19 protein-coding genes are annotated in these 16775 nt (G+C 65.9%); 12 read left to right on the top strand and 7 right to left on the bottom strand.

Annotation, left to right across the window (positions count from 1 at the left end; genetic code table 11):
• The first annotated feature begins 88 nt into the window (after positions 1 to 88).
• From QRM96_RS01885 to QRM96_RS01860, 6 genes are read left to right on the top strand one after another with little or no spacing between them, the layout of a single operon-like run.
• Entirely contained in the window at positions 89 to 880 is a 792-nt protein-coding gene (locus tag QRM96_RS01885; RefSeq protein ID WP_109044703.1) for a helix-turn-helix transcriptional regulator, read from the top strand.
• Complete coding sequence (gene sufB / locus QRM96_RS01880) at positions 880 to 2343, top strand: Fe-S cluster assembly protein SufB (RefSeq protein ID WP_018761274.1); 1464 nt, start codon at positions 880 to 882, stop codon at positions 2341 to 2343. The genes QRM96_RS01885 and sufB overlap by 1 nt, the downstream gene beginning before the upstream one ends.
• On the top strand, positions 2343 to 3584 hold the full coding sequence (sufD, locus tag QRM96_RS01875; RefSeq protein ID WP_109044624.1) for a Fe-S cluster assembly protein SufD: 1242 nt from the start codon (positions 2343 to 2345) through the stop codon (positions 3582 to 3584). The genes sufB and sufD overlap by 1 nt, the downstream gene beginning before the upstream one ends.
• Positions 3585 to 3603: 19 nt before the next feature.
• Positions 3604 to 3960, top strand: a complete 357-nt coding sequence (locus QRM96_RS01870) for a non-heme iron oxygenase ferredoxin subunit (RefSeq protein WP_018761276.1) — start codon at positions 3604 to 3606, stop codon at positions 3958 to 3960.
• Between the two features lie 43 nt (positions 3961 to 4003).
• Positions 4004 to 4798, top strand: coding sequence for a Fe-S cluster assembly ATPase SufC (gene sufC, locus QRM96_RS01865; protein ID WP_285318125.1), 795 nt, complete (start codon positions 4004 to 4006; stop codon positions 4796 to 4798).
• A gap of 12 nt (positions 4799 to 4810) precedes the next feature.
• Positions 4811 to 5143: a metal-sulfur cluster assembly factor gene (locus QRM96_RS01860; protein ID WP_018761278.1), complete on the top strand. Its 333-nt coding sequence runs from the start codon at positions 4811 to 4813 to the stop codon at positions 5141 to 5143.
• A 108-nt stretch (positions 5144 to 5251) separates the two neighbouring features.
• On the opposite strand, the gene ypfJ is transcribed toward QRM96_RS01860, so the two are convergent.
• Complete coding sequence (ypfJ, locus tag QRM96_RS01855; protein WP_285318124.1) at positions 5252 to 6133, bottom strand: KPN_02809 family neutral zinc metallopeptidase; 882 nt, start codon at positions 6131 to 6133, stop codon at positions 5252 to 5254.
• Between the two features lie 58 nt (positions 6134 to 6191).
• On the opposite strand from ypfJ, the gene QRM96_RS01850 reads away from it, so the two are divergent.
• A complete protein-coding gene (locus tag QRM96_RS01850; protein ID WP_285318122.1) occupies positions 6192 to 7598 on the top strand; it encodes a class I adenylate-forming enzyme family protein in 1407 nt (468 codons plus the stop codon).
• Positions 7588 to 8772 (top strand): thiolase family protein, encoded by a 1185-nt coding sequence (locus QRM96_RS01845; protein WP_285318121.1) that lies wholly within the window; start codon positions 7588 to 7590, stop codon positions 8770 to 8772. The genes QRM96_RS01850 and QRM96_RS01845 overlap by 11 nt, the downstream gene beginning before the upstream one ends.
• Before the next feature lie 21 nt (positions 8773 to 8793).
• Here QRM96_RS01845 and QRM96_RS01840 read toward each other — a convergent pair whose 3' ends face one another.
• The 4 genes from QRM96_RS01840 to QRM96_RS01825 form a co-directional block, all read right to left on the bottom strand.
• Positions 8794 to 9417, bottom strand: a complete 624-nt coding sequence (locus QRM96_RS01840) for an energy-coupling factor transporter transmembrane component T family protein (protein WP_133831529.1) — start codon at positions 9415 to 9417, stop codon at positions 8794 to 8796.
• A complete protein-coding gene (locus QRM96_RS01835) occupies positions 9414 to 10151 on the bottom strand; it encodes an energy-coupling factor ABC transporter ATP-binding protein (protein WP_109044619.1) in 738 nt (245 codons plus the stop codon). Before QRM96_RS01835 ends, QRM96_RS01840 begins: the two co-directional genes overlap by 4 nt.
• Positions 10152 to 10162: 11 nt before the next feature.
• Positions 10163 to 10807, bottom strand: coding sequence for a biotin transporter BioY (locus QRM96_RS01830; RefSeq protein WP_109044618.1), 645 nt, complete (start codon positions 10805 to 10807; stop codon positions 10163 to 10165).
• Between the two features lie 131 nt (positions 10808 to 10938).
• Entirely contained in the window at positions 10939 to 11439 is a 501-nt protein-coding gene (locus QRM96_RS01825; protein WP_018761285.1) for a MarR family winged helix-turn-helix transcriptional regulator, read from the bottom strand.
• Between the two features lie 90 nt (positions 11440 to 11529).
• On the opposite strand from QRM96_RS01825, the gene QRM96_RS01820 reads away from it, so the two are divergent.
• Both QRM96_RS01820 and QRM96_RS01815 read left to right on the top strand, forming a co-directional pair.
• Positions 11530 to 12462, top strand: coding sequence for an NADP-dependent oxidoreductase (locus QRM96_RS01820; protein WP_285318118.1), 933 nt, complete (start codon positions 11530 to 11532; stop codon positions 12460 to 12462).
• A 148-nt stretch (positions 12463 to 12610) separates the two neighbouring features.
• Positions 12611 to 13177: a dihydrofolate reductase family protein gene (locus QRM96_RS01815; protein ID WP_285318116.1), complete on the top strand. Its 567-nt coding sequence runs from the start codon at positions 12611 to 12613 to the stop codon at positions 13175 to 13177.
• A 110-nt stretch (positions 13178 to 13287) separates the two neighbouring features.
• Here the strand turns inward: QRM96_RS01815 and QRM96_RS01810 are convergent, their stop codons facing one another.
• Positions 13288 to 13692 carry a VOC family protein gene (locus tag QRM96_RS01810; RefSeq protein ID WP_285318115.1) on the bottom strand — a complete coding sequence of 135 codons (405 nt, stop codon included), beginning with the start codon at positions 13690 to 13692 and terminating at the stop codon, positions 13288 to 13290.
• 307 nt (positions 13693 to 13999) lie between these two features.
• Here QRM96_RS01810 and QRM96_RS01805 point away from each other — a divergent pair, with 307 nt between their 5' ends.
• The gene (locus QRM96_RS01805) at positions 14000 to 14437 is read left to right on the top strand and encodes a VOC family protein (RefSeq protein WP_285318114.1); all 438 of its coding nucleotides are present in this window, start codon (positions 14000 to 14002) and stop codon (positions 14435 to 14437) included.
• 97 nt (positions 14438 to 14534) lie between these two features.
• Complete coding sequence (locus QRM96_RS01800) at positions 14535 to 15539, top strand: DUF808 domain-containing protein (protein ID WP_018761290.1); 1005 nt, start codon at positions 14535 to 14537, stop codon at positions 15537 to 15539.
• A gap of 26 nt (positions 15540 to 15565) precedes the next feature.
• On the opposite strand, the gene QRM96_RS01795 is transcribed toward QRM96_RS01800, so the two are convergent.
• Positions 15566 to 16630, bottom strand: coding sequence for a spore photoproduct lyase family protein (locus QRM96_RS01795; protein WP_109044613.1), 1065 nt, complete (start codon positions 16628 to 16630; stop codon positions 15566 to 15568).
• Between the last annotated feature and the right edge of the window lie 145 nt (positions 16631 to 16775).

Below are 16775 nucleotides of genomic sequence, written 5' to 3'. Positions count from 1 at the left end.
GCGCGGTCACATTCCGGCAGGACCCAAGGTCAGCCTGCCCTTACTGGAGTCGTGGACTAAATTACGACATGATTGTGTTGTGTATTCCATGACCAATGCTGCCGCTGTGCCCTTGGCGGGGCCGGCTCCCGTGGCTGATGCCGACGAGCGTACCCGTGACCGGGTGCTCGCTGCCGTCCTGGAACACGGACCCGTCAGCGCCGCCGAGCTCGGAGACATGCTGGGATTCACCCCGGCGGCTGTCCGCCGGCACCTGGACCACCTCTCCCGTGCAGGCGTCATCGAGGTCAAAAGGGTGGCGAAGCCCGGCGCGGGTGCAGGCCGTCCCGCCCGCCGCTACGTCCTGAGTTCACAGGGCCAATCGAGCTTGGGCAATGACTACCTGGACATCGCCGCCCTGGCCCTCCAGCAGCTGCAGAAGGTTGCCGGCCCGGACGCGGTGCGCGCCTTCGCGGAAGAACGATTCGCGGACATGGAGCGGCGCTACGCACCCGAAATCGAGGAAGCAGGCCCGGACATCCGGGACCGCGCCACGGCACTTTCGGCCGCTCTGAGCCGGGACAACTTCGTGGCTTCCGCCGCCGCCATCGAAGCGAAGGCGCCGCTGCCCGCCGCACTGTCCAGCGTGCAGCTCTGCCAGGGGCACTGCCCCATCCAGCAGCTCGCCGCCCGCTTCCCCGTCTTCTGCGACGTCGAAACCGAAGTGTTCTCACGACTGGTCGGAGTGGACGTCCGCCGCCTGTCCACCCTGGCCCGCGGCGGCCACGTCTGCACCACCCACATTCCTACAGGCAGGCTGCCTGCCAAACCGGCCACCGTGCCGGCCGCAGCCCCCGCCGGCCTGGACGAAGTAATCAACCATCAGCAAGAAAGGCCGTGATGACGGACCAACTATCAGAGAAAGCAGTAGCCGAAAACACTGTGATCTCGGAGATTCTGGAAAAGAATCCCGAGCTCCACGGCATCGGCAACTACGAGTACGGCTGGGCTGACAAGAACGATGTCGGCGCCAATGCGCGCCGTGGGCTCAACGAAGAGGTTGTCCGGGACATTTCGGCTAAAAAGAGCGAGCCGGAATGGATGCTTGACCTGCGCCTCAAGGGCCTGAAGTACTTCGACCGCAAGCCCATGCCCACCTGGGGCGCGGACCTGTCCGGCATCGACTTCGACAACATCAAGTACTTCGTACGGTCCACCGAGAAGCAGGCTGCCACCTGGGATGACCTGCCCGAAGACATCAAGAACACCTACGACAAGCTGGGCATCCCCGAGGCCGAAAAGCAGCGCCTTGTTTCCGGTGTCGCCGCCCAGTACGAGTCCGAGGTTGTCTACCACCAGCTGCGTGAGGACCTCGAACGGCAGGGTGTCATCTTCCTGGACACCGATACTGCCCTGAAAGAGCACCCGGAGATCTTCCAGGAGTACTTCGGCACGGTTATCCCGGTGGGCGACAACAAGTTCGCCTCGCTGAACACCGCCGTCTGGTCCGGCGGCTCCTTCGTGTACGTGCCCAAGGGCGTCCACGTGGAGATCCCGCTGCAGGCCTACTTCCGCATCAACACGGAAAACATGGGCCAGTTCGAGCGCACGCTGATCATTGCCGACGAGGACTCCTACGTCCACTACATCGAAGGCTGCACCGCGCCGATCTACACCTCGGACTCGCTGCACTCCGCCGTGGTGGAAATCATCGTCAAGAAGGGCGCCCGCGTCCGCTACACCACCATCCAGAACTGGTCGAACAACGTCTACAACCTGGTGACCAAGCGCGCCATCTGCGAAGCCGGCGCCACCATGGAATGGATCGATGGCAACATCGGCTCCAAGGTCACCATGAAGTACCCGGCCGTCTACCTGGTGGGCGAGCACGCCAAGGGCGAAACCCTGTCCATCGCGTTTGCGGGCGAAGGCCAGCACCAGGACACCGGTTCGAAGATGGTCCACATCGCGCCGAACACCAAGAGCTCCATCATCTCCAAGTCCGTTGCCCGTGGCGGCGGCCGCGCCGCCTACCGCGGCCTGGTCCAGGTCCGGGAAGGCGCCAAGCACTCGGCCAACACCGTGCGCTGCGACGCGCTCCTGGTGGACACCATCTCCCGGTCTGACACCTACCCGTACATCGACATCCGCGAGGACGATGTCCAGCTGGGACACGAGGCCACAGTCTCCCGCGTCAGCGAGGAGCAGCTGTTCTACCTCATGTCCCGCGGCATGCCCGAGGACGAGGCCATGGCCATGATCGTGCGCGGCTTCATTGAGCCGATCGCCCGTGAACTGCCCATGGAATACGCCCTTGAGCTGAACCGCCTCATCGAACTCCAGATGGAAGGATCCGTCGGTTAATGACTGCCGAAGCTACTACTGAAAAGGCGCGCATCGGCGCACCGTCGATCGCCGGTTTCACCGAGGAGGGCGAACACCTCGTTGCCTCCAAGGTGGACCGCCACCACAGCCATGGCGTACAGGTCATGGCCTCCCGCGCCGAGCGCCTCACCAGCCACAAGGTGGCCGATTTCGCGCTGCCGAACGGCCGCGAAGAGGAGTGGCGCTTCACTCCGGTGCGCGAACTGGCGAACCTGCTTTCCGACACGGCCGCGGAAGCCGGCGCCCTGGGCGTCTCCGTCGAAGCGCCCGAGGCTGTCCGCCAGGGAACCCTGCGGGCCGGTGAGGCCCCCCGCGGTGCCACCCTGGTCCCGGCCGACCGGGCCGCCGTCGTCGGCTCCGCCAACTCGGAAGAGGCCCAGTTCATCTCGATCCCGGCCAACACCGAACTGGACGCCCCGGTCCGGCTCGTCCTGACCGGCAACGGGGCGGGACTGCGCACCAACTCCCACCATGTGATCGAAGCCGGGGTGAACAGCCGTGCGGTGGTGATCATCGAACACGACGGCTCGGCCGACCACAACGGCAACGTGGAGATCCTGGTCCGCGAAGGCGCCCACCTCACTGTCGTTTCACTGCAGCTGTGGGGCGACGACGCCAAGCACCTGGCCCAGCACGACGCCGAGGTCGCCAAGGATGCGGTCTACAAGCACATTGCCGTCTCCCTCGGCGGGAAGATCGTGCGGATGAACTCCAACGTCCGCTTCGCCGGTGAAGGCGCCGAGGCCGAGCTCCTGGGCCTCTACTTCGCCGACGCCGGCCAGCACCTCGAGCACCGCTCCTTCGTGGACCACAACGTGGCCAACTGCAAGTCCAACGTCCTGTACAAGGGCGCGCTGCAGGGCAAGGGTGCGCACACGGTCTGGGTTGGCGACGTCCTCATCCAGAAGCAGGCCGAAGGCACCGACTCCTACGAAAAGAACCAGAACCTGGTCCTGACCGAGGGCTGCCGCGCGGACTCCGTTCCGAACCTCGAGATCGAAACCGGCCTGATCGAAGGCGCCGGCCACGCAAGTGCCACCGGCCGCTTCGACGACGAGCACCTGTTCTACCTGATGGCGCGCGGCATCCCCGAGGATGTTGCCCGCCGGCTGGTGGTGCGCGGCTTCCTGAACGAGATCATCCAGCAGATCAAGGTTCCGGCCCTCGAAGAGCGCCTGACCGAGGCTGTGGAACGCGAACTCACCGCAATCGACTACTAGGACGGACGGGCACGAACGCATGAACGGGACTCCCAAGGGCGAGCTGGTGTGCAGCGCCAATGACATCAAGGTCAAGCAGGCGCTGCGCATCCTGGTGGACGGCTATCCTGTGGCAGTCGTCAGGGACTCGATGGGCGACATCCACGCCATCGGCGACACCTGCTCGCACGCGGACATCTCACTGTCCGAGGGCGACGTGGAAGGCTGCGCCATCGAGTGCTGGGGGCACGGCTCCCAGTTCGACCTGCGCAGCGGCCAGCCCCTCCAGCTCCCTGCCTACGATCCCGTGCCCGTCTTCGCCGTCGAACTCGATGGCGACGACGTCTACGTGGACGTCACCAACGTTTTGAACGGCGCGGCAGTAAACAACTACTGAGCGCCCGCAGCACCGGACTTACGAACGAAGAAGAAAGAAGAGCATGTCAACTCTTGAGATCAAGGACCTGCACGTCAGCATTGACACGGAGCAGGGCACCAAGGAGATCCTGAAGGGCGTCAGCCTGACCATCAGGACCGGCGAAACGCACGCCATCATGGGCCCCAACGGCTCCGGCAAGTCCACGCTGGCATCCACCATCGCCGGCCACCCCCGCTACACCGTGACCAGCGGCACCATCACGCTGGATGGCGAAGACGTCCTGGCCATGAGCGTCGACGAGCGCGCCCGCGCCGGTGTCTTCCTGGCCATGCAGTACCCGGTCGAGGTTCCCGGTCTCACCATGACCAACTTCCTCCGCACCGCCAAGACCGCCATTGACGGCCAGGCGCCGGCCCTGCGCACCTGGACCAAGGACGTCAAGGCCGCGATGGAGAAGCTGCGGATCGACGCCGACTTCGCCCAGCGCAACGTCAACGAAGGCTTCTCCGGCGGCGAGAAGAAGCGCGTGGAGATCCTGCAGCTCGAGCTCTTCAAGCCCAAGTTCGCCGTCCTCGACGAGACTGACTCCGGCCTGGACGTCGATGCCCTCAAGATCGTCTCGGAGGGCGTCAACCGCGCCCACGCCGAAGGCAACATGGGCACCCTGCTGATCACTCACTACACGCGCATCCTGCGCTACATCAAGCCTGACTTCGTCCACGTGTTCGTGGACGGTCAGGTCGTCGAGGAAGGCGGCCCCGAGCTGGCCGACCGCCTCGAGGAAGAGGGCTACGACCGTTACGCCACGGGCGCCGGTGCAGCCACCATCGCGGCTGCTGCCGCAGCACAGGCCTAGTAAGGACTTGTCATGACCGAAATCAAGCCGGGCCGAACGGCCCTGGAGGACGTCGAAGAGGCGCTCAAGGACGTCATCGACCCTGAGCTTGGCGTCAACGTGGTGGACCTGGGTCTGCTGTACGGCCTCAAGTACTCCGACGACGACGGCGCCCTGCTGATCGACATGACGCTCACCACTGCTGCCTGCCCGCTCACCGATGTTCTCGAGGAGCAGGTGGGACAGGCCCTGGACGGCGTTGTGGACGACTGGCGCCTGAACTGGGTATGGATGCCGCCCTGGGGTCCCGAGCGGATCACCGACGACGGCAAGGACCAGATGCGGGCCCTCGGCTTCAACATCTGAATAAGTACGACGACGGCGGGCCACCTTCCCCTGGGAAGGTGGCCCGCCGTCGTCGTCCCCACCGGCCCTTTACGCCCCTCGGTGGCGTAGGGCCAGGCGTGGGCCCGGTTAAAGGGTGGCGGCGCTGAAGGTGTCGCACTGCTTGATGTCCCCGGACTGGTAGCCGCGGGCAAACCAGCGCTGGCGTTCCTCGCTGGACCCGTGCGTCCAGCCCTCGGGGGAGACCCGCCCCGTGGCCGCCTTCTGGATCCGGTCGTCACCCACGGACGCGGCCGCCGAGAGGGCATCGTTGACATCCTGCTGGGTGAGCGGTTCCAGGTAAGGCTGGCCGGTGGCCGGGTCCGGAGTGCTGGAGGCATACTTGGCCCACAATCCTGCGTAGCAGTCAGCCTGCAGCTCGGTCCGCACGGAACCGGATTCGGGTCCCTGGGGGTCCTGCTGGGCCCGCCCCAGGTCGCCCAGCAGGTTTTGGATGTGGTGGCCAAACTCGTGGGCCACCACATATTCCTGCGCCAGCGGGCCGCCGGAGGAGCCAAACCGGTCCACGAGTTCCTGGAAGAACCCTGGGTCGAAGTACGCGGTGGTATCGGTGGGGCAGTAGAACGGACCCACCTCCGAGGTGGCGGCCCCGCAAGCGGTATTGGTGCCGCCGCTGAAGATCACTGCTTCGGGGCGGGGATACTGCACGTTGTACTTCTTAAGGTAGCCGGGCCAAAAGGCGTTGAGGCTGTTGACCGTACCGGTGATCCGGCAGTCGAGGCGGGCATCCGCGTCCGCACCGGTGGTGCAGGCAGGTGCGGTGCCCTGGGATTGTCCGGCAGTCCCGCCGTCGGTCAACCCGCCAAGGAGGTTGGGGTTGACGCCCAAGAGCAGCGCAATGAGCAGCACCAATCCGCCGCCAATCCCGCCCCCAACCTTGACCCCGGTGCCCATGCCCCGCCGGTCCTGGACCTGGGACGGATCCAGCTGCGCGTTGTCGTTGAAACTCATAACGTCACAATACCCGCGGCCCGGAGGCTCAATCCGTGCCTGCCGGTAAAGTTGGTCCGTGCCTTTCCTGAACAAGATCCAGCGCTGGGCGGAGCAGCGGCCCCACCACACCGCCGTCGTGGTCGCCGGGCGCCGGCTGGACTGGGCGGAGCTGCGGGACGCTGCCGCAGAGCTGGTGGCGGAGACAAAGTCGGTGACCACCCTCTGCGAGGCCAATTCGGTGGATTTCGCGGCCAGGTTCGCTGCGGCGGTCGCCGGCATCCGGCAGTGCGCGGTCCTCGACCCCTCCTGGCCCGCCGCCCTGCAGGAGGACATCGTCCGCCGGGTTGAGGCGTGCGCGGTTCCTGCCCAGGTGGACCCGGACGACGCCCTGGCCGACGGGCCGCCGGACACCGGATTCCTCATTGGCCTTACCTCGGGAACCACGTCGGTGCCCAAGGCCTTCACCCGCTCCCGGGACTCGTGGCAGCAGTCCTTTGACGCGTCCATCGAGTTCTTCGGCCTGCGCCAGGATGATGTGACCCTCGCGCCCGGCCCGCTGGCGGCCAGCCTGAACCTGTATGCCCTGGCCGAATGCCTTTATGCCGGCTCCGAGTTCCAAACGCTGGAGTCGTTCGACGTCGGCGACGTCCATGCGGCTATTACGCACGACCGGGTAACCCGGCTGGTGCTGGTGCCCACCATGCTGCGGATGCTCAGTGAACGCGGCATGACCGGATGCGTTGACGCATCGGGGATCCGGACCATCATCTGTGCCGGTTCCAAACTCGATGCCAGGACCCTTGAAGCCGCCCGGCGCTGGGCGCCCAACGCGACGATCTACGAGTACTACGGTGCGTCCGAGCTCAGCTTCGTCTCCGGACTCGGACTGGCGGCCGGTCGGTCCGGCACGCCGGGTGGGACCGGCATAGGCCGGCCTTTTCCCGGCGTCGAGGTCAGCATCCGGGATGACGCCGGCGCCGGGGTGCCGGAGGGCAGTTACGGCAATATCTGCGTCCGCAGCGGCATGGTCAGCAACGGCTATTTGTGGGGGGACGACGGCGAGGCCCTGCGCTCGTTCGGGAGCTGGTTCACGGTGGGGGACCAGGGCTATCTGGCGGACGGGGAGCTGCACATCCTGGGCCGGCGTGCGGACATGATCCTTACCGCCGGGCGGAACGTCTACCCGCATGAGGTTGAACTGGCGTTGGCCGCCGTTCCAGGGGTGGCCGCAGCGGTGGCTGCCGGCATGCCTGACGACCTGCGCGGGCAGCGTGTGGTGGCCGGCGTGGTCCCGTCCCAGGGCGGAATCACCGCCACCCAGCTGCGGGCCGGGCTGGAGGAGCTCCTGGCCAGGGACAAACGGCCGCTGCAGTACTACGTCCTGCCCGAACTCCCCACCACGGACCGCGGCAAGGTCAGCCGCAGCCTGCTGCTGGAATGGATCAACGCCAGGGACCCGCGGGTGCGCAGCCTTGGTGGCTGAGGATCTCCCGGCGGAGCGGCAGCCGGTCATCATCGCCGCCCTCCGGACACCGGTCTGCCGGATCAATGGGCCTTTGCGGGCCCTGCGCTCCCATGAACTCCTGGCCCCGGTCTTGCGGGAGCTGGTCGGCCAGGCCGCCCTGGAGCCGTCCGCCGTTGACGACGTCGTCATCGGCAATGCCGTGGGGGGCGGCGGAAACGTGGCCCGTCTTGCCCTCCTGGAAGCCGGGCTGCCGGTCACCGTTCCGGGGCTCACCGTGGACCGGCAGTGCGGCTCCGGCCTGGACGCCATCGTCCTCGCAGCACGGCTGGTCGCCGGCGGCGGCAACCCGGTATACCTTGCCGGCGGAGTGGAAAGCACCAGTACGGCACCGTTGCGTGCGCACCGGAACGACGACGGCGGTCCGGAGTTCTACCATCGCGCCCAGTTTGTGCCGCACAGCTTCGGCGATCCGGACATGGGCGTGGCCGCCGAGACGGTGGCGCAGGAATACGGTGTCGGCCGGGACCGGCAGGATGCGTTTGCGCTGACCAGCCACCGGAAAGCCCTGGCAGCAGGGCGGGACGGGACCTTTGAGGGCGAAATCGTAGCCCTGCCCACCCCGGGAGGCACCGTCGCCACCGATGACGGACCGCGGGCCGGCCTCACCCCGGCAATCATGGCGCGGTTCCCTGCCGCCTTCGTCGCCGGGGGCACCGTCACCGCCGGGAACTCGTGCTTCGACGCGGACGCAGCGTCCGCCGTCGTGATGACATCGCTGCAGCGTGCACGCGAACTGGGCGCCCGTGACGCGCTGTTGGTGCGCGGTACCCACACCGCCGGGGTTGCTCCGGGGGTGCTGGGGATCGGTGCCGCGAGCGCGGCCCGGCAGGTGCTGGCCGGGGCCGGTGTCGCGGCCGGGGACCTGGACCTCGTGGAATTCAACGAAGCGTTCGCCTCGCAAACGCTCGCATGCCTCGATGAGCTGGGGATCGATCCGGCGGGGGTGAACCTGGATGGCGGTGCTTTGGCCCTGGGGCACGCCTACGGGGCCTCCGGGGCCGTCCTGGTGACCCGGCTGTTCGCGCAGGCACGGAAATCGGGAGTCGATGGCACCTTGGCGATGGCGATGATCAGCATGGCGGGCGGCATGGGAACGGCCGCGCTCCTGGAGTACCGGCGCCTGGGCTGCTGAGCCGGGTTTTAGCGTGCCCCGTCAGTCCTCGGCCTCGCCCAGGCCGCGGGCGGCGAGGGCTTCCCCGGTTTGCCGTGCGTAGGCCACGGAGGTGATGAACACCGGCAGGACCAGGGCCCGCGGATTGCGTTCCAGGCCCCTTGCCCGCGCGGAGTCCCGTACGTCAGCGAATGTTCCCGCGATGTACGGAATGCTGCGGAGCATGATGCCGATGGTCAGCGCGAAACGCTCAGGGTCGGCACCGAACCTTTCGAAGGGGCGTGCCAGCCGGACGACGCCGTCAAGCAGCTGCTGCACCGGAGTGGTGGCGGTGAGCAGGGACGCAGCAACGACGCACACCAGGATGTTCAGCACAATCCTTGCGCCGGTGGGTGCGCCCAGCTGCCACGCCTGGAAGAGTCCCACCACCAGGAGCACGGGGACCAGCGGCCGGACAGCCCCCCAAAGCCTCTTCCCCCCGGCGCCTGCCGCCAGGAAGAGTCCGCCGAGAACTGCCAGGACCGCAGCAGAGACGCCCCAGTCCACGATGACGAAGGATGCCAGGCCGCACCCAACCACGAGGAGGAACTTCAGCGCCAGCGGTGACCGGTGGAGGAACGAGCTCCCCGGCACGTAATTGGCCAGGAGGAATCCGTGGCCCCTCATGGCGTGTCCGTTGCGGTGTTGATCCTGTTGAGCCCGTCCATGCACCAGGAACGGTAGGCTGCCACGGCGTCGGCCGGTGCGCCATCGAAAGCCACACGCCCCTGTTCGATAACCAGCACCCGGTCCATTTCCAGGGCAAGGTCCAGGTCGTGGGTGGACATGATGATCTGCTGGTCCAGGCCCGCCAGGGTCCTCCGGAGCAGCTCGCGGTTGCGCAGGTCCAGCAGTGTTGACGGTTCGTCCAGGACCAGGACCTTGGGGTCAATGGCCAGGACGGCGGCGAGGGCCATCAGCTGCCGTTCGCCGCCGGAGAGTTCGTAGATGCTTTGGTCTGCCAGCGTCAGGAGGCCGAGCCGCGCCAGGGCAGCCTCGGCCCGGCTGCGCCGCTCGGCTCCGTTCTTCACCGAGCGGCGCAGTGACAGCTCCACGTCCTCCCGGCCGGTGGGCATCACCAGCTGGGAGAGAGGGTCGGTGAAGACGAAACCGACGTTCCGCCTGACTTTCCGCACGGCACGTTCTGTGTCGTCGCCGTCGACCGCCACCGTGCCCGTGGTGGGCTGGACCAGCCCGTTGACCAGCCGCAGCAGCGTGGACTTGCCGGAGCCGTTGGCGCCGATGACGCCCACCCGTGGTTCGTCCAGCCGGAGGTTGACGTCATCAAGGAGGACCTTGGGCTGCGGGGAATCCTCTTGTTGGACCGCAACCGTTACCTTGTCGAATGTCACGGTGGGCATGGCTTGCAGTCCTACGCCGTTGCAGGGGTGGCGGCCTGCCGCCGTACCCGGCGGACCAGGACATCGGGGAAGGCGCGGTGCAGCGCGACGGCGATGGCCGCCGCAAGGATGTTCTTGATGACGTCGCCGGGGTAGAAGACAAGGTCGCCCACGAAGGCCTGTTCCAGGGTTGCCTTCGAGTTCAGGGCGATGCCCAAAATGCCCAGGGTGTGGACCACCACAACGCTGGTGGCCGTGGCGGCGAGGAAGAACCAAAGCGCGCGGGCCTTGCTGGTGCGTTTGATGATGATGGTGGCCAGCCAGCCCACCACTCCCGCCGCGATGGGGAAAGCGATGATGTAGCCGGCTGAGGGGCCGGCAAGGATGCCCAGGCCGCTGCGGCCCTGGCTGAAGATGGGCAGGCCGGCGAGCCCCAGGAGGGTGTAGAGCCCGACGGCGGCAAGTCCGCGGGCAGGACCGAGCACCAGGCCGGTGAGCATCACGGCGAGGGTCTGGAAGGTAATGGGGACGCCAAAACCGTTCAGGGCCAACCCCGGCACGAGTGCTGCGCCGGCGACGAGGGCGGCGAAGACGGCAATAAGCCCCAGGTCGGTGCCGTTCCAGCGGCGGCGTCCTGTCGGTTGGCTGTTCGGTGTAGTGGTGCGGGTGTTGCTCATGGCGGTCCTGTCGGGGTTGTACAAGCGGAATCTAATGTACCGCCGACGTTACCGGGGTGGAACGGTGCCTATTTTGTAGGGGGTCTACTACGCCGGGTGCGGGCTGCGTTGGGCTGGGCACAAATTGGCTCCTAGGTTGCCTTCCGACGGCGGGGTGCGGCTGAGCGCGGCGGAGCTGCGCGGAGGTGCGCGGATGCCCGGCCGAGGATGCGCGCGAGGTCGTCAACGTCGCTGTCTGACAGGGCCGCGAACAGCAAGCTCCGCACGGCGTTGATATGGCCGGGGAACACGGCCCCGAGCACGGTGCGGCCGGCGTCGGTGAGTGTCAGGACGGTGCTGCGTTCGTCCTCGGGGGAGGGGGAGCGGGAGACGAGGCCGCGCTGTTCGAGCGATTGCGCCTGGTAGGTCAGCCCGCTGCGGCTGTAGACAACGCCGTCGGCGAGGTCCGTCATGCGCAGCTGCCCGTCCGGGGCGTCTCCGAGGCGGGCCAGGAGCTGGAACTGGACGTAGCTGAGGTCACCGGCATCGCGGAGCTGTTTCTCCACTGCGTGGCGGAGCAGGCTGCTGACCTCCGTGAACGCGAAATACGCCCCGAGCTGGGTGGGGGTCAGGTTCAAGGGTGCTTCGTCCATGGTTCCATCCTAGGGATTGATTCGAGTTCGAAGCAATGCTACCTTCATTCCATTGCTTCAAATTCGAAGCATCAACTGAAAGGGACAATCATGAAGGCAGTGCAGTTTCACGAGGCAGGCGGCCCCGAGGTGCTTCAGCTCACGGAGATCGAGCAGCCGGTGCCGGCCGCTGGAGAGGTCCGGCTGCGTGTAGCCGCGTCCGCCTTCAATGCGGCCGATAACGGAATGCGGGCGGGATTCCTGCCGATCCCGGTGGTGCTGCCGCACGTTCCCGGCTATGACGTATCCGGCATCGTCGATGCGGTAGGCAAAGACGTCGAGGGTATTTCGGCAGGCGATCCGGTCATCGGGTTCCTGCCCATGGAACAGGACGGCGGCGCCGCGGACTACGTCATTGCCCCCGCCGATGCGGTCGTGGCCGCCCCGGCGACCATTCCACTGGCTGATGCAGCGGCACTGCCTTCTGTGGCATTGACGGCCTGGCAAGCCCTCGTTGACGAGGGGCAGCTGGAGGCGGGGCAGCGGCTGCTCATTGTCGGCGCCGGCGGTGTGGTGGGCAAATACGCCATCCAACTCGCGAAGCGCGCCGGCGTGCACGTGGTGGCAACCGCAAGTCCACGCAGTATCGACGCTGTCCGCGCGGCAGGCGCGGATGAGGTCATCGACCATACGGCCGTCGACCTGCTCGGCGCCGTCGACGGGCAGGTGGATGTGCTGCTCAACCTGGCTCCGATCGAGCCGGAGCAATTTGCTGCGCTGGTGGCCCTGGTACGCGATGGCGGCGCGGTGGTCAGCACCACGGCATTCATGCAGACGCCGGGCGACGAGACGCGTGGTGTGCGTGCTGCCACCGTCTACGTCCGTCCCAACCGCGAACGCCTCTCAGAGTTGGTATCCCTGGTCGACGACGGGCAACTCACCGTCGAAGTCACCCGACGCATTCCCCTCGCGGAACTGCCTGCCCTCCACGCGGAGGCGAGCGTTGGCCGCGTGCCCGGCAAGGTCATTGTCCTGGCGGGCTGACCTGCTGCCCGAACGTCGGTTTCGGGGATGGCGAACGCTTCCGGCATTCGGGCTTTGCATTGGTGGGCAGGCAAGCAGGCGTTGTAGCCGCCTTACATCGGAGAGAGGATGAACGCACCAGCTGAAATTCTCGGACAAGGACCCGACGATGCCCGAACTCCTCATCGACTTCATCACCTCGCTCGACGGCTACGCGGCTGCGGACGGCTGGCCGGGCTGGTGGGGACTTGAAGGGCCCGAATACCTGGCATGGCTCGGAGATACCCCCGAAGTCGACTACACCGTGCTGATGGGGGCAACGACGTACCGCGTCATGTCAGGCCTCTCCGCTGCCGGCGAACCCGGTACCGAACCTCTGGCCGGTCTGTCGACGATCGTGTTCTCGAAGACATTGCGCGAACCCCTCGCGTGGGCTAACGCTCAACTCGTCGCGCGGGACGCCGTTGAGGCCGTGCGAGAGATGAAGGCAGCCGGGACGACGTCAATGCGCACGATAGGCAGCCTCAGGCTGTGCCGGTCGCTACTGAAGGCAGGTGTCGTGGACCGCTTCCGCGTGGTCATCTTCCCCGTCATCACCGGGAGCACCGGCCGAGAGAGGATCTACGACGGGTACCCCGACGTCGCCCTCGACATGATCGGCAGCCGGACCTTCGATGGACGCATCCAGCTGGTTGAATACGTCCCGACTGTGCTGTCAGGGCCCACGGGTTCGTAGATGGTCTGAACCGGACCAGTATTAGCTCAAGCTGAGATCAGATGGATGCTCATCAGTGTCAGTTCGCCTGCAGGGAAGATCCCGCGCCACGCCGGGCCGCGGCGGATCACTCACTCGGCCGGATCGGCGTCCGGTTTCATCCAAAACGGCGAGTAGTGGTAACCGTCAGGATCGTCGAACTGGCGCTGGTACATGAAGGGGTAGTCGTCGGTATCACCGATCCGCCCGCCGGCGGCACCGGCGCGCTCAACGAGCTCATCGACCGCCTCACGGCTCCCGACATCAAACGAGACAGTGACCTTTGACGGCGTATCGGGTCCGCCTACCAGCTCCTCGGCGCCGCCGACGCTCGCATACATCTCGCGGCTGCCGAGCATGACGAACTGCTCTGGTGCGATCGCGAAACATGACACGTTCTGATTGGACATTTCCGGTTTAAGAGTCCACCCCAGTGCGGCGTAGAAAGCGGTGGCGCGTTCAACGCTGTCAACCGGGCAGGTGATGAAGAGGCTCATGCGGCTCATAGTTGCAAGATGCAAGTATGAGGTCAAGATCCCAGCGGCGGTCCGCAACTGGGCTGGGCGCTGCCGCATTGCCGAGGCGTCCCGCCCGGGTCCGCTGTGGCTTCGCCACTGACTTCCAGCCGGACAATCGCTCGACCGCTGGACGACCCCAACCCAGCCGAATACTGGTTACGCCGGTTTAAGGACTGTCACACGACATGTCGGCACATCTGTCTGCCGCCATGAGCGGGACTCAGGCAGCAGACTGCGCGCCAAAACAGGGGTTTGCGGGAAGCGCCTGCTTGGTACCCTGTGCCGTATGCCCATCAAACTTGAAAACGTCGGCATCGCCGTCAGCGATCTGGAAGCAACAATCGCGTTCTTCACCGACCTCGGCCTCACCGTCCTGGGACGGGACACGGTCAGCGGCGACTGGGCAGACACGGCTGTGGGCCTGGAGGGCAACCACGCCAAAATTGCCCTCCTCCAGACCCCGGACGGCATCGGCCGCCTCGAACTGTTCGAATACATCCACCCCGATGCAATCCCCACAGAGCCCACCCTGCCCAACGAAATCGGCATGCATCGAGTGGCCTTCTCCGTTGACAGCATCGAGGATGCCCTTGGCATTGCTGCCAGGCACGGCTGCCACCCGCTGCGCGGCGTCGCAACGTATGGCGACGTCTACAAACTCTCCTATGTGCGCGGCCCAAGCGGAATCATTGTGATGTTCGCCGAGGAACTGCAGAAGGGCTGAGGACGCCCGGCGCCCTGCAATATACTCCGAACATGCCCATCACGCACCCTGCCCCAAATCCCCACCGCCGCAATAGCACACTGCGCGGAGGCCGGCTGTGAGCGGCGGTCTCGTCGCCCTGCTCGATGACGTGGCAGCGCTGGCCCGGATCGCGGCCGCCTCGGTGGACGACGTCGCGGCCGGCGCCGCAAAGGCCGGAGCCAAGGCCGCGGGCGTGGTCATCGACGACGCCGCCGTCACCCCGCAGTACGTCTCAGGTGCGGACCCGGCCCGGGAACTGCCAATGATCAAGAAGATCTTCTGGGGCTCGATTCGCAACAAGCTCTTGATCATCCTCCCGGCCCTGCTGCTCATCAGTGCGTTCGTTCCCGGGATCATCCCCTTCATCCTCATGCTCGGCGGTACCTACCTCTGCTATGAAGGAGCGGAGAAGGTCTGGCACAAGTTCCGTGGCGGCCATCATGACGCCGGGGAGGCTCCGGCCGTGGAGCGCGGGCACGATGCCGAGGCAAAAGTGGTCAAGGGCGCCATCACCACCGACTTCATCCTGTCCTGCGAAATCATGGTCATCTCCATGAATGAGGTGGCAACGGAATCCATTTGGGTCCGGGCGTTCATTCTGGTGCTGGTGGCGTTTGCCATCACGGTGCTGGTTTACGGTGCGGTGGCCCTCATCGTCAAAATGGACGATATCGGGCTGCACCTGATGGACAAGGACTCGTCACGTTCAAAGCGCATCGGTGAACTGCTCGTCAGGGGGATGCCGGCCGTCCTGGCGGCCATCACGTTCGTCGGCACGATTGCCATGCTGTGGGTTGGCGGCCACATCATGCTGCAGGGGGCCCACGATCTCGGCTGGCACGCACCCTACGACCTCGTCCACGCCCTGGAGCACCCGGTGGAATCCGTTCCAGCCGTCGGCGGCCTCCTCGCGTGGCTCGTCAACACTTTGTGCTCGGCGGTACTGGGACTTGCCTGGGGCCTGGTGGTCCTGGCCGTCGTGGGCCCGCTGATGAAAGTGCTGCCGTTTGGCAAGGCCAAAGAAGCCAAGGACGGTCATGACGCGGCCGCCCGCCGGCAGTCGGAGAATCACCAGGGCTGACGCCGCGCGGCGAACAACAGCCTCCGCTAGAACGCGTAGCGGATCCGGCAGTACGGCGCTATGTCGGCGACGAGTGTGGAGAGCTGCCGCACGTAACCGGCCTTCGCCCGGGCGCGGTACCTGACGTTGCTGAAGCCGTTCGACGAGACCTTGGCTTCCTGCAGGCCGGGACGCCACAGCACCTCCTCTGCCTGTGGGTGCCAGCCAAGGTTGACGTTGTGCAGCTGCTCATTATGGGTGAGGAAGATGACCTCCGCCGCCAGTTGGGCTTTGGCTTCGGAGGTCAGGGTTGCGTCGAGTTGGCGCAGCAGTTGTTCCCAGTCCGCAAGCCAGGTATCCGTGATGATGACCGGGGAGAAATTCACGTGCACTTCGTAGCCGGCTGCAACAAAATCGTTGATGGCGGCCATCCTGTCGGCAACCGGCGATGTGCGGACATCGATGGACTTTGCCAGGTCCGCGGGCATCAATGAAAAGCGGATCCTGGTGTGGCCGCCATGGTCCCATTCCAGCATCGCGGGGTTGACGAACTTCGTGGCGAAGGACAGCTTGGCGTTGGGCAGTTCGCGGAACAACGCGACCAGCTCTTCCACGTTGTCGCTGATCAGGGCGTCTACGGAGCAGTCGCTGTTTTCTCCGATGTCATAGACCCAGAGCTCAGCGTCGCACTGGTTGGGCTCCAACTTGATCCCCTGGCGGGCGGCATGCCGTTCGATGGCTCCGGCGATCTGCCCGATGTTGGCGAACACGGTGACCGGGTTGCTGTAGCCCTTGTGGCGGGGAACATAGCAGTAGGCGCACGCCATGGCGCACCCGTTCGCGGTCGAGGGTGCGATGAAGTCCGCCGAACGCCCGTTGGGCTTGACGGCCAGCGACTTCTTCACGCCGAGGACCAGCGCCTCCGTCTTGATCCGTGACCAGCGCGGGACGTTCGTTTCGTCACCGTGCACGTCCGGAATGTTCCAATGGTTCTCCACCAGCACGACATCGGCATCCGGCCAGCGTGCCACGATCTCCTGGCCACGGGGCAGCTCCAAAGCTTCAGGCTGGGCATAGATGCGGCGGACCTGGAGGAGACGGTCAAATTCCATGCACCCCATTCTCCATGGGTGCAGGAAGCCGGCATCCGCACGCCACGGCCGGTGCCGGCACCGATAATCCACTGGCCCGGACGTTGAAAATGCGGTGGCCCGCTGGACGGTAGACTGGACTGTGCCGTTCTCCGGCCGTTTACCG

Source organism: Pseudarthrobacter sp. lyk4-40-TYG-27, assembly GCF_030209295.1.
Classification (GTDB): Bacteria; Actinomycetota; Actinomycetes; order Actinomycetales; family Micrococcaceae; genus Arthrobacter.
This window is presented reverse-complemented; position numbering and strand designations above follow the sequence as displayed.